Origin of the sequence: Erythrobacter sp. LQ02-29 (assembly GCF_022576075.2) — a bacterium.
Classification (GTDB): Bacteria; Pseudomonadota; Alphaproteobacteria; order Sphingomonadales; family Sphingomonadaceae; genus Alteriqipengyuania.
Genome location: NZ_JANCNT010000001.1, coordinates 2026241 through 2038656, shown reverse-complemented (window position 1 = coordinate 2038656; position 12416 = coordinate 2026241). Strand labels below are relative to the sequence as shown.

10 protein-coding genes are annotated in these 12416 nt (G+C 64.7%); 6 read left to right on the top strand and 4 right to left on the bottom strand.

From position 1 onward, the window contains the following. Positions 1-33 precede the first annotated feature (33 nt). The 5 genes from MKP08_RS10055 to MKP08_RS10035 all read left to right on the top strand — a co-directional run bounded on the left by MKP08_RS10055 (position 34) and on the right by MKP08_RS10035 (position 5981). Positions 34-417 (top strand): I78 family peptidase inhibitor, encoded by a 384-nt coding sequence (locus MKP08_RS10055; RefSeq protein WP_215228308.1) that lies wholly within the window; start codon positions 34-36, stop codon positions 415-417. Between the two features lie 54 nt (positions 418-471). Next, the gene (locus tag MKP08_RS10050; protein ID WP_241553704.1) at positions 472-1125 is read left to right on the top strand and encodes a YceI family protein; all 654 of its coding nucleotides are present in this window, start codon (positions 472-474) and stop codon (positions 1123-1125) included. A 201-nt stretch (positions 1126-1326) separates the two neighbouring features. Continuing rightward, positions 1327-3018 carry a 2-isopropylmalate synthase gene (leuA, locus tag MKP08_RS10045; RefSeq protein ID WP_241553703.1) on the top strand — a complete coding sequence of 564 codons (1692 nt, stop codon included), beginning with the start codon at positions 1327-1329 and terminating at the stop codon, positions 3016-3018. A 66-nt stretch (positions 3019-3084) separates the two neighbouring features. Further along, positions 3085-4899 (top strand): SLC13 family permease, encoded by a 1815-nt coding sequence (locus tag MKP08_RS10040; RefSeq protein ID WP_241553702.1) that lies wholly within the window; start codon positions 3085-3087, stop codon positions 4897-4899. Positions 4900-5018: 119 nt separating this feature from the next. Next, positions 5019-5981, top strand: coding sequence for a nitronate monooxygenase family protein (locus tag MKP08_RS10035; RefSeq protein WP_241553701.1), 963 nt, complete (start codon positions 5019-5021; stop codon positions 5979-5981). Positions 5982-6388: 407 nt separating this feature from the next. On the opposite strand, the gene MKP08_RS10030 is transcribed toward MKP08_RS10035, so the two are convergent. Then, positions 6389-6988 carry a TetR/AcrR family transcriptional regulator gene (locus tag MKP08_RS10030; protein WP_241553700.1) on the bottom strand — a complete coding sequence of 200 codons (600 nt, stop codon included), beginning with the start codon at positions 6986-6988 and terminating at the stop codon, positions 6389-6391. Between the two features lie 75 nt (positions 6989-7063). Here MKP08_RS10030 and bdcA point away from each other — a divergent pair, with 75 nt between their 5' ends. Continuing rightward, on the top strand, positions 7064-7777 hold the full coding sequence (gene bdcA, locus MKP08_RS10025; RefSeq protein WP_241553699.1) for an SDR family oxidoreductase: 714 nt from the start codon (positions 7064-7066) through the stop codon (positions 7775-7777). A 237-nt stretch (positions 7778-8014) separates the two neighbouring features. Here bdcA and prfB read toward each other — a convergent pair whose 3' ends face one another. The 3 genes from prfB to MKP08_RS10010 form a co-directional block, all read right to left on the bottom strand. Further along, complete coding sequence (gene prfB / locus MKP08_RS10020; RefSeq protein WP_241553698.1) at positions 8015-9142, bottom strand: peptide chain release factor 2; 1128 nt, start codon at positions 9140-9142, stop codon at positions 8015-8017. A gap of 88 nt (positions 9143-9230) precedes the next feature. Continuing rightward, the gene (locus tag MKP08_RS10015) at positions 9231-9782 is read right to left on the bottom strand and encodes a peroxiredoxin (RefSeq protein WP_241553697.1); all 552 of its coding nucleotides are present in this window, start codon (positions 9780-9782) and stop codon (positions 9231-9233) included. Positions 9783-9831: 49 nt separating this feature from the next. Continuing rightward, a complete protein-coding gene (locus MKP08_RS10010) occupies positions 9832-12369 on the bottom strand; it encodes a penicillin-binding protein 1A (protein ID WP_241553696.1) in 2538 nt (845 codons plus the stop codon). Positions 12370-12416: the final 47 nt, after the last annotated feature.

Below are 12416 nucleotides of genomic sequence, written 5' to 3'. Positions count from 1 at the left end.
GGAACCTCCGCGCGGTGCCCCGGTTGGTGAGCCATGCGTATTCCCTCGTCACTTGCCGCCGGTCTTCCTCTGCTGCTGCTCGCCGCGTGCGGTCAGGCCGTTCCCGTCAACCAGGCGGATAGCGAACCTCTGGTCGAGAAGGCGCCGGTTGCGGATTACGATCGCGATATTCCCGATCCGGGGACTTCGCCCGAAGCCGTCGAATCCGACGATTGCCATGCTCAGGTCGCCTCTGCCTATGTCGGGCGGGAAGCCGACGCGGAGACACGCGGCCGTCTGCTGACCGATATCGCCCCCATCACCAATGTCCGGTGGATGTCGCCCGGCGATCCCACACCCGAACCGGAAACCGTTCCCCAGCGGCTGAATGTCGAGCTCGGGGAAGACGGCAAGATAGTCTCGGTTGCGTGCGGATAGGTTTCCGATCTAGCTTCGCCCGGAAATTCCCAGGAAGCCATCAGGAGAAGCACGATGAAAAGAACCGTCGTACTGGGCGTGACACTCGCGGCTCTGGCCGTCACTGGCACATCCGTTGCCATGGTGGCTGTCGCGCAGGACATGCCGGCGCGTGGCACCATGGACGTGAGCAAGGTGTCGAAAGGCACCTATGATGCCGACCCGGGTCACACCCTAGTCGGGTGGCGCGTCAATCACCTCGGGTTCAACGATTATTTCGGCCTGTTCGGAGATGCGCAAGGCACGCTGACGCTCGATCCGGCGAACATGGACGCGACATCTGTCGATATCCGAGTCCCGATCGCGAAGGTTACCGTGGCAAGCGAAGGTCTGAAGGACCACCTGTTGCGAGCGGGCAAGGACGGGGCGAAGACCGACTTCTTCGGCCCCGAGCCGGGCATGGCCCATTTCGTATCGGACAAGGTCACGCGCTTCGGCTCCACCCGGGCACTCATTTCCGGCACGCTGGAGATGAATGGACAGAAGCATCCCGTCGTGCTGGACACGCATTTTACTGGCGTAGGAGCCAGCCCCATGGGCGGAACGGAAACGATCGGTTTCGAAGCGACCACCACCATCGAACGGTCGCGCTGGGGCATCGAGTACGGCATTCCGCTGGTGAGCGATGCGGTCGAACTGGACATCACGGCAGCGTTCGAAAAGCAATAAGCGCAAAGCAACAACCGAACATTGCGGGTTGCCATCGCGGCAGGATTCGGCAATGCAAGTGCGCATGAAGCGCAACGGAACGCTATCGCTGCTACGACTTACACGCCCTTGGGCGTGATCTGACGCGTGCCCGCAGGGCGCGCGGGAGCGCCCAAGGGAACTGCCTCTCGTCCAGCCCACTTCCGTTACAGAGCCAATGTCATGCCCATGCTTCGCGACCCGTCCGCCAAATACGCGCCATTTCCGCAGGTCCCCCTGCCCGACCGCACATGGCCGGGCCAGACGATAACGCGGCCCCCGCGCTGGCTCAGCACTGACCTTCGCGACGGCAACCAGGCGATCGTCGACCCGATGGACGCGGTGAAGAAGAACCGGTTCTTCGACCTGCTGGTGGAAGTGGGGATGAAGGAGATCGAGGTCGGGTTCCCCAGCGCGGGTGCGACCGAGTTCGACTTCATCAGCGGTCTCGTGCGGTCCGGACGGGTTCCCGATGACGTGACCGTGCAGGTGCTGACCCAGGCGCGCGAGGACCTGATCCGCACCAGCTTCGACAGCCTGGCAGGCGCGCGCTCCGCCATCGTGCACCTCTACAATGCCGTCAGCCCCGCCTGGCGCGACATCGTCTTCCGTATGACCCGCGACGAAGTGCGCGAGATCGCGATCGCCGGTGCCAAGGTCCTGCGCGACGAGGCGGCGAAGCGCCCCGACACCGACTGGCATTTCGAGTATTCGCCCGAGACATTCTCGACCGCCGAACTCGATTTCAGCATCGAGGTCTGCGAGGCGGTCATGCAGGTGCTGGCCCCGACGCCGGAGCATCCGATTATTCTCAACCTGCCCGCCACGGTGGAAGCGGCGACACCCAATATCTACGCCGATCAGATCGAGTATTTCTGCCGCAACCTGCCTAATCGCGAGAGCGCGATCGTCAGCCTGCATACGCATAACGATCGCGGCACCGGCGTCGCGGCGGCGGAACTGGGCTTGATGGCAGGGGCGGACCGGGTCGAAGGATGCCTGTTCGGAAACGGCGAGCGCACGGGCAATTGCTGCCTCGTGACCATGGCGCTCAACATGTACACGCAAGGGGTCGATCCGGGCCTCGACTTTTCCGACATCGACCGCGTGATCGAAACGGTCGAATACTGCAACCAACTGCCCGTCCACCAGCGCCATCCCTATGGCGGAGAGCTGGTCTACACCGCTTTTTCCGGCAGCCACCAAGACGCAATCAAGAAGGGGTTCGAAGCGCACGCCGCTCAGAACGACGAACAGTGGCGCGTGCCGTATCTTCCGATCGACCCTGCCGATCTCGGCCGCGATTACGAAGCGGTGATCCGGGTCAACTCGCAGTCCGGCAAGGGCGGATTCGCGTGGGTGCTGGAGCAGGATCGCGGCCTGAAGCTGCCCAAGAAGATGCAGGCCGATTTCAGCCGCGACGTGCAGCACCTTGCGGATGAACTCGGCCGTGAACTCGCCGCGCCCGATATCTGGGAAGCCTTCCGCAAGGCCTATCATCTCGAATTGGGTGAAAATCGGTTCGAACTGGTCGATTACGAGGAGACGCGCGCGCCGGACGGCACGCGCATCTTCGCGGGCGCGATTTCTGTCGAGGGGCGCGAACAGCGTGTCAGCGGGCGTGGCAACGGCCTCATCTCTTCCGTCCTCAGCACGATCGAGGACGCGTTCGGCGTATTCTTGGAAGTGTGCGACTACACCGAACACGCGCTTTCCACCGGACGCGAGGCACGCGCCGCCGCGTATCTGGAATGCCGGGACGCCGACGGGCGCACGGTATGGGGGTGCGGCATAGACGAGGACGTGGCGACCGCCAGCGTTCGGGCGGTGCTTAGCGCGGTAAATACGGCGGAAGCTGTGCAGACGACCGCGTAATTTGCAATTTACCGGGGGTCCGGGCGGCAGTATGGCGGGGTTCTCTTCGATGGATGGAACCCGTTCTTGGCGCTTCTTTCTTTCGGCCAGTTGCTGGCCCCTCACAGTGACTGGATCGGCCTGGCGCTTCTCATAGCGCTGTTTCTCGGTTTCGCGGTCGAACGTTACCCCCCGGTGGTCATCGCGGTTGTCGGCGGGATGGCCATGCTGGTCCTGGGCTATCTCAAGCCGGACGAATTGCTGGCAGTTTTCGGCAATTCCGCACCGGTCACGATCGGCGCGATGTTCGTCATCAGCGGCGCGCTGCTGCGCACCGGCGCGCTGGAGGAGGTGTCGGGCTGGGTCATCCGCCGCACATTGCGCCGGCCGCGCCTGGCCGTGGCGGAGATCGGCGCGGGTACGCTCGCCGCATCCGCATTTATGAACAATACGCCGGTGGTGATCGTGATGATTCCCATCGTCAAGCGGCTCGCCCGCGTATTGGGCATCAATTCAACTCGCCTCCTTATTCCCCTGTCCTATCTCACGATTCTTGGCGGCACTCTGACGCTGATCGGAACATCGACCAACATTCTGGTCGACGGGGTCGCGCGTGAGCAGGGACAGGCCGCGTTCGGGATATTCGAAATCACGGGGGTCGGCCTCTGCGCCGCGATCACGGGCTTTGCCTTCCTTGCGCTCGCCGGCCCTGCCCTGCTGCCCGACCGCAAGGATCGCGTGCTGGCGGAAGATAGCGAACGAACCACCTATCTCTCGCAACTCGTGCTGGTGCCCGAGAGCGATTATGTCGGTCGGCCGGTCGGCGATACCGCCCTTACGCGGCGGCCAGGGGTGCGCATCATCGCGGTGCAACGCGGCGTCACGACCTGGCGCCGGGATCTGACCCAGATCGTATTGCAGGCAGGCGACCGGCTGGTGATATCCACTTCGCCGGAGGAGCTCGCCTCGCTGGCCGAAGCGCGCGATTTCCGCGTCGGGCTGACCGGGGTCGGTGGCGGCATCACCATGGCCGGCCCCGATCGCGACGCGGACGCGCGCCTGATAGAGGCCGTGGTGTCCCACACCCATCCCGTCATCGGCCGTCGACTGGCAGAGATCCCGCTTCTCTCCCGTCTGAAGATCCGCGTGCTGGGACTTTCCCGGCCTCGCCATCTCGCCGGTCCGGACCTGACCGAGGTCCGGGTGCGCGCCGGAGACCGCCTGCTGATCGCCGCCCTGCCCGATTCCGCGGCGGAGCTGCAGAGCAATGTCGACCTGGCGCAGGTCTCGCAGGCCCCGGCCCGCAGCTTCAAACGGGCCAAGGCTCCGATCGCGATCCTGACCCTGATCGCCATCGTGGTGGGTGCCGCGGTGTTCGATTACTCGATCGCCGCGCTGGCGCTGGTCGGTGTCGCGGTGGTGCTGGTCACCCATTGCATCGAGCCGGAAGAGGCATGGAGCGCGATCGACGGCAACACGCTCGTGCTGATCTTCGGCATGCTAGCCTTCGGCGAAGGCTTGCAGAACTGCGGCACGGTGGAGCTGGTGGTGGGTTGGCTGGAGCCGTTCCTGCGAACCGCCTCCCCCCTCGTCCTGCTGATCGCCGCCTATGCGCTCGCCAGCTTCCTGACCGAAACGGTGACGAACAACGCGGTGGCGGTCATTCTCACCCCGATCGTCATCACCCTCGGCAATGCACTGGGGGTCGATCCGCGCGCGATGATCGTGGCGGTCATGTTCGGGGCCAGCGCCAGTTTCGCGACCCCGATCGGCTATCAGACCAACACGCTGGTCTATGGCGCGGCGAATTACCGTTTCATGGACTTCGTGAAGATCGGGCTCCCCATGAACATCGTCGTCGGGATAGCATCGTGCATCGCGATCGAAGCGTTCTTCGGATAGCACGCAGCTTTCGTCGCCCGGCCTGACGCTACGGCCAGCAGGCGCCGCCGCACCCGCTCTCGACAACCGCGCCGGTGCGCCATACTCGGGCAAAAACACTTTGTCCGGAGACAGTGCCCATGCCCCTTCCCGCCCCGTTCGACCGGCTACGCCTACCCGTCATCGCCTCGCCGATGTTCATCGTTTCCGGCCCCGAACTGGTCATCGCGCAGTGCAAGGCGGGCATCGTCGGCAGCTTCCCGGCGCTGAACGCGCGCCCCAGCGGCGTGCTCGACGAATGGCTGGCCCGGATTACCGAGGAGTTGGCCGCGCACGACCGGGCCAATCCGGATCGCCCATCCGCGCCCTTCGCCGTCAACCAGATCGTCCACAAGTCCAACGCCCGGCTCGAAGAGGACATGGGCGTGTGCGAGAAGTACAAGGTGCCGCTGGTCATCACCTCGCTCGGCGCGCGTGAAGAGGTGTTCGCCGCGGTAAAAAGCTGGGGCGGCATCACCCTGCACGACGTCATCAACAACCGCTTCGCGCACAAGGCGATCGACAAGGGCGCCACCGGGCTCATTCCCGTTGCCGCCGGTGCCGGGGGGCATGCGGGCACCCAGTCGCCCTTCGCGCTGATGCAGGAAATCCGCGAATGGTTCGACGGGCTGGTCGCGCTGTCGGGCTCGATCGCGCATGGCCGCTCGATCCTGGCCGCGCAGGCGCTCGCCGCCGACTTTGCCTATATCGGCAGCGCCTTCATCGCGACGAAGGAAGCGAACGCGGTCGACGGCTACAAGCAGGGCATCGTCGACGGCAGCGCGGAGGGGATCGTCTATTCCAATCTCTTCACCGGCGTGCACGGCAACTATCTGCGCTCCAGCATCGAGGCGGCGGGCATGGACCCCGACAACCTGCCCGAAAGCGACCCGAGCAAGATGAATTTCGGCAGCGGCGGCAGCTCCAAAAGCAAGGCGTGGAAGGACATCTGGGGCTCCGGCCAAGGCATCGGCGCGGTCAAGGCAGTCGAAAGCGTCGCCGATTTCGTCGACCGCCTGGAGGCGCAGCACGCCGAAGCGCGGGAGCGTTTGCTGGCGGGATGAGGAGCCAAGAGGGGGGGTGACAAAGGTTACAGGGCGTCACTTTCGGTCTCGGCAAGCAAATCCCTGTTAAATTTGAAGAAACCGACCACTCCGAAAAGCGGACGGACAGTGGGCGGCAGGCGAAACGCGCTTCCGAAGGGGGCCGACAATGAGAAAGACCCACAGCTGGTATCGAGCTGCGTCCGAGTAGGAAAGCAGGGGTGTAGAGGCATCCCGTTGCTGCGACTGCCACTACCAGTTGGAGCGTTCGGAAGACTGCCACGCTGAAGGATCGGATATTCCGGAATCCGCTTAGCAATCGAAAAGGTATTGGACGGCCGGCTCGTTCTGCCGGGCTCGCTGGAGGCTTGCGGGCCTGGAGGGTCAACCCTCCACCCCGCCCTTCCGCTGCCCGGACGGCGCAACCTCTATCGGCCGTCGCTTGCGAGCATCCGTTCTATCGCCGAGCCGGCAATTCTCGCGCTGGCAAGCAGTTCGTCCCGGCCGTGTCCATTGCGCGCTCTTGCAGACAGACCGAACATCGTTGTGGCGGTGAAATCTGTCAGTCTATCCGCCTGGCCGGGATGGCGCTGCGCGATATATTTGCGGATCATGTCTTCAGCCGCCCGATTATATGCGAGCGCCCCTTCCCGTGCATCGCGATCGGTGCAGCGGGTTCCTTCTACGACAAGGCACCCGGCAGTATTGGGGTTGGCGGTATAGAAGCGCGCAGCCTCCTCGAGGGCCGCCGCGAGGCACTCCGCCACCGGTCGATCGGACCGCAGCAAGCAATCGAGAGGGATCGCATCCGCATCGTTATAGCGCTTCAGCACCAAGTCGTAGAGCGCCGCCTTGCTGCCGAAGGCGGCGTAGAAGCTGGGCGGATTGATGCCGAGCGCGGCTGTAATGTCGGCGATGCTTACCGAGTCGAAGCCCTTGGCATGGAACAGGCCCTGCGCGGTCGCGACCGCCTCGTCGAGGTCGAAGCGGCGTGGACGCCCTCGCGGCCGTGATATTTTTGTAGCCACTCCTACACAACTCCTTGACGGCGGCATTCGAGCATTTATGTAGTGCGCCTTACGTTATATCTCAAGGAGAACGTCGTGGCGGTATTCGAAGGCAAATCCGTATTAGTTCTGGGCGGCAGTCGCGGCATCGGGGCCGCGATCGTCAGGCGTTTCGCCGACGACGGCACCAAGGTCACGTTCACTTATTTCGGTTCGCAGGAGGCAGCCGAAGCGCTGGCGGATGAAACCGGGAGCACTGCAGTTCGCACCGACAGCGCGGATCGCGACGCGGTGATTGCGCGAGTGCGCGACAGTGGCCCCCTCGACATATTGATCGTGAACTCGGGCTTCGCGATCTTTGGCGACGCGCTGGAACAGGATCCCGATGAAATAGACCGGCTGTTCCGCGTCAATGTGCACGCGCCCTATCACGCATCGGTGGAAGCGGCGCGAACCATGCCCGAGGGTGGCCGGATTGTCGTCATCGGTTCGGTAAACGGCGACCGGATGCCGCTTCCCGGCATGGCGTCCTACGCGCTGAGCAAATCCGCTCTGCAGGGAATGGCACGCGGGCTGGCGCGCGATTTCGGGCCGCGCGGCATCACGATCAATATCGTGCAACCCGGACCGATCGATACGGATGCCAACCCCGCCGACGGGCCGATGAACGATCTGATGCACAGCTTCATGGCTATCAAGCGCCACGGCCGGCCCGAAGAGGTTGCTGGCATGGCGGCGTGGCTGGCCGGACCGGAAGCGAGTTTCGTTACCGGCGCCATGCACACCATAGACGGCGCGTTCGGGGCATGAGCAATTAGCGAGCACGGCGCATGCGATGGACCCGATCGATCCCGGCGGATGAGCTGCGTAGCATGCGCACGGGCGAAACTGTGTTGTCGAGAGCCCGATCGGCAAACGTAGAGGGGCAATTCACCCACGCCTTACAACGGTGAAACTCGGGCCGGGCGACTTCGCCCGACGACCCCATCGGCTGTAAAGCGGAGATAGTCTATGGGTGAGGTGAGCAGGTGCTCTCTTACCTCATCCCTACTCGGCGTCCTCCACATCGACCGTTTCGCCGGTCACGCGCTGGGCCAGTGCGGCGCTGATGAAGGGGTCGATCGCCCCGTCGAGGACGTCGTCGGGGCTGGTTGAGATTTCGCCGGTGCGCAGGTCCTTCACCTGTTGGTAGGGCTGGAGGACATAGCTGCGGATCTGGTGGCCCCAGCCGATCTCAGTCTTCTCGGCATATTCGCTGCCGGCCGCCGCCTCGCGTTCGGCCATCTCGCGTTCGAAAAGGCGCGCTTTCAGCATGTTCATCGCGGTCGCGCGGTTCTTGTGCTGGCTGCGGTCGTTCTGGCTCGCGACTACGATGCCGGTCGGCTGGTGGGTGATGCGGACCGCGGAATCGGTCGTGTTGACGTGCTGCCCGCCCGCGCCGCTGGCGCGGTAGGTATCGATCTTGAGGTCGCTTTCGTTGATCTCGATCTCGATATCGTCGTCGATCACCGGATAGACCCACACGCTGGAAAACGAGGTGTGGCGCCGGGCCGAGCTGTCATAGGGGCTGATCCGCACGAGCCGATGCACGCCGCTCTCGGTCTTGGCATAGCCATAGGCGTTCTCGCCCTTCACCAGCAGCGTGGCGGACTTGATGCCCGCGGCCTCGCCCGCCTGATATTCGACCGTCTCCACCTTGAAGCCGCGCCGTTCGGCCCAGCGCGCGTACATGCGCAGCAGCATCTCGGCCCAGTCCTGGCTCTCGGTGCCGCCCGCGCCCGCATGGATTTCGATATAGGTGTCGTTGGCGTCCGCCTCGCCCGACAGCAGCGCCTGCACCTTGTCGGCATCGGCCCGGTCGGCGAGCTTTGCCAGGCTCGCGAGACCTTCGTTCGCGATGTCGTCGTCGCCCTCGGCATCGCCCATCTCGACGAATTCGATCGCGTCGTTCTTTTCGGAGTCGATCTCGCGCACGGTGTTGACCGCGTTTTCGAGCCGCTTCTGCTCCTGCGTGATCGCCTGCGCCTGCTTGGGATCGTCCCACAGCGTGGGGTCCTGCACGCGGGCGTTGAGCTCGTCGAGGCGGCGCAGCGCGCGCTCCCAGTCCAGCGACTGGCGCACCAGCGCGAGCGCGGCGTCGATACGGTCGATATGGGCCTGCCCTTCGGCACGCATATGCGGAAACTCCTGAATTCGTCTGGAAAGCGCGCCTAGCGCAGCACGCGCGCGGGGGAAAGGCCGCCGCCCCCGGTCGAGGCAATCGCTACCGTCCGGTGAGCCTGTGTACGGCGGCGAGGCTGTTCTTCACATGCTCGGCCGGATTCATGTCGGAATAGACGCTGGCGACCTTACCGTCCTGTCCGATGACATAGGTCGTGCGGCTGGAATAGCCGGTCGTCGCCCCGTCCTTGCCCTTCAGCGACACATCGTACTTGTTCAGCAAGGCCGGGCTGGCCGCGGCGACGGTGAACTTGCCGGCGCATTTTTCAGACGAGAACTTGGCCAGCTGGTCGGTATTGCCTGCGGTCATGCCGATCACGGTCGCGCCCGCGGCTTTGAACTTGGCGATATTCTGCGCGAAGGTATGCGCCTCGACATTGCAGCCGGGGGTGAAGGCAGCGGGAAAGAAATAGAGCACCACCGGCCCGTTCCTCAACGCGGCTTTCAAATCGACGGTCACCGGCTTGCCCGCCATCGCCCCGCGTGCGGTGAAGGCTGGCGCGGCTTTGCCGACCGGGATTTCGGCCATGGTGGGCGACGCGACAAGGGTCGCGGCGGCAAGCGCCATGGCGGCGAAGGGTGCATAGCGGGTCATGCGGGCATCATGAACCTCCGACGCGCCGCCGCCAAGCGCAATCTGGCGGCTAGTAAATCCCGCCCTGCTGCTCCACGAAGTCGTTCCGGCGCTCTTCGCCTTGGGTGCTGCGGCGTTCCGTTACGGGCCGCTCCGCCTCGCGGATAAGGGCCAGGATGCGCCGCCGTTCCGCCGCCAGTTGCTCGCGGCGGGTGGTCCGGGGCGGTTCGGTATCGGGCTTGAAAGCCTCCCATATCACCGGTGCCTTCACCGCATCGCTGGCCGTCTGGCCGAACACGCGTTTGCCGCTGACCCGGTCGATCTGAACCATCCGCACGCCCGGCGGTGCGACCGCGGGGGAATCGTCCCACCGCTTGCGCGTATCCTCGATGAACTTCTTCAGCACCGGCGCGGCGACCGTCGCGCCCTGGGCATAGCCGCCCATGTTGCGCGGATTGTCGAACCCGATGAAGACGCCAGCGATGCGCTGCTGCGTGCCGCCCATGAACCACGTGTCCTTCGGACCCGTCGTGGTGCCGGTCTTGCCGAACAGCGGCAGGCCCATGCCGGAAAGGCGGCGGCCCGTGCCCCGGATCACGACGCCTTCCAGCATATGCGTGACCTGATACGCGGTGCGCGGGTCGAGCACCTGCTTGCCCGTCGGGCCGAGGCGCGGCATCGGCTTGCCGTCCCATTCGGCCATGTTGCAGCCTTCGCACGGGCGGTCGTCGGCGCGCCAGATCACCTTGCCCCGGCGGTCCTGAACGTAATCGATCAGCGTCGGATTATGCAGCCGACCGCGATCGGCCAGCGCCGCATAGGCGTTCACCATGCGCAGCACGGTGGTCTCACCCGCTCCCAGAGCGAAGGCGGGATACGGTTTGTAATCGCCGATATTCATTCGCTTGAAGGTGTCGACGACGTTTTTCATCCCCGCATCCATCGCGATGCGGACCGTCATCAGGTTCTGGCTCTGCTCCAGCCCCCAGCGCAGGGTATGCGTGCCGCCCGCGCCGCCGCCCGAATTGCTGAAGCATTTCTCGCCCAGGTTCGCGCCCTGGTAGAAGCAGTAGGACGTGTTCGCGATCTGCGTCGACGGGGTCATCCCGTGATCGAGCCCGGTGGCATAGACGAACGGCTTGATGGTGGAGCCCGGCTGCCGCATCGCCTGCGTCGCGCGGTTGAAACTGCCGAGGCGGAAGTCGAACCCGCCCTGCATCGCGGTGACGCGGCCGGTCTGCGGATCCTCCACAACCATGCCGCCCGACACCTCGGGTATCGTGCGAACCGCGTAGTTGGAGCCGGATGGCGCGGCCGCGATCACGTCGCCCGCCTTCAGCTTCGACGGCAGGCCGATCAGCGGCGCGGTCTTGCCGTCCGAGAAGCCGATCGTCGCGCGCGAACCGTTGCGTTCGGTGATCACGCCGACGCGCCAGTCCTTGTAGTTCACGCCCAGGTTGGAGCTAGCGAGCTGGCTCTGCCAATCGCCGTCGTCGAAATCGATCGTCGCGATCGGCCCGCTCCAGCCGCGGCTGCCGTGATAGCGCAACAGGCCGTAGCGCAGCGCGTCGCGGGCCGCGTCCTGCAACTGCGTATCCAGCGAGGTACGGACCCACAGCCCCCCGGCATAGACGCTGTTGCGCCCATCCTCGGCGGTTTCACCGAAGCGGTCGATCAGCTCGCGCCGGACCTCTTCCAGAAAATAGCCCGCATCGGCGGAACGCGTAGTGCGCTGAGTCACGAGGCCGAGCGGCTGCGCCTCCGCGGCGCGCGCCTCGGCCGGCGTAATGAAGTCGTTCTTCGCCATCTGGTCGAGCACGAAATTGCGCCGTGCCACCGCCTTGTCGTGATATTTCGCGCGGCCGTATTGCTCCGGTGCCTTGGGCAGGATGGCCAGGAACGCCGCCTCGTGCAGGTCGAGATCGGCGACGTCCTTGTCGAAATAGGCACGCGATGCCGCCTGCACGCCGAAGCTGCGCCGACCCAGCGGAATCTCGTTGAGATAGAGCGTCAGGATCTGCGGCTTGCTCATTACGCTTTCGATCCGGCGCGCGAGCACCATTTCCTTCAGCTTGCGCGTGACCGAGTATTCGTCGCCCAACAGCAGGTTCTTCGCCACCTGCTGGGTGATGGTGGAGCCGCCGACCGCGCGCTCGTCCGACCCATATTTGCGCGCGTAGTCGACCACCGCGTTGAGCGTGCCCGACAGGTCCACCCCGCCGTGAGTGAAGAAGGTTTTGTCCTCCGCCGAAAGGAACGCGTTGATCAGCGGCCTCGGGAAATCGGCATATTGCAGCTGCACCCGCCGCTCGCGGGCATAGGAATGGACGATCTCGCCATCGATCCCGCGCACCACCGTCGGCAGCGGGGTCTCGTAATCGGTCAGCGATTCCGCGTCGGGGAGGCTCCAGACGAGATAGACGTAGAGCGCCAACAGCAGGGCCAGCCCGATCGCGCCGAGGGAGAACAGCCAGCGGAACAGCCCGCTGGTATTCCACCATCCGCGAAAGCCATCGACGAGGGCATGCCAGCCCTCGGTGAGCTGGGAAAACGCCCCCGACGCCTCTCGGCGGATGCGATAATGGAAAGGAACGGTACCGTCAGACATGATGCGCGCGCGGCCCTAGCATGGCGATCCTGTCGCGCGCCATAACC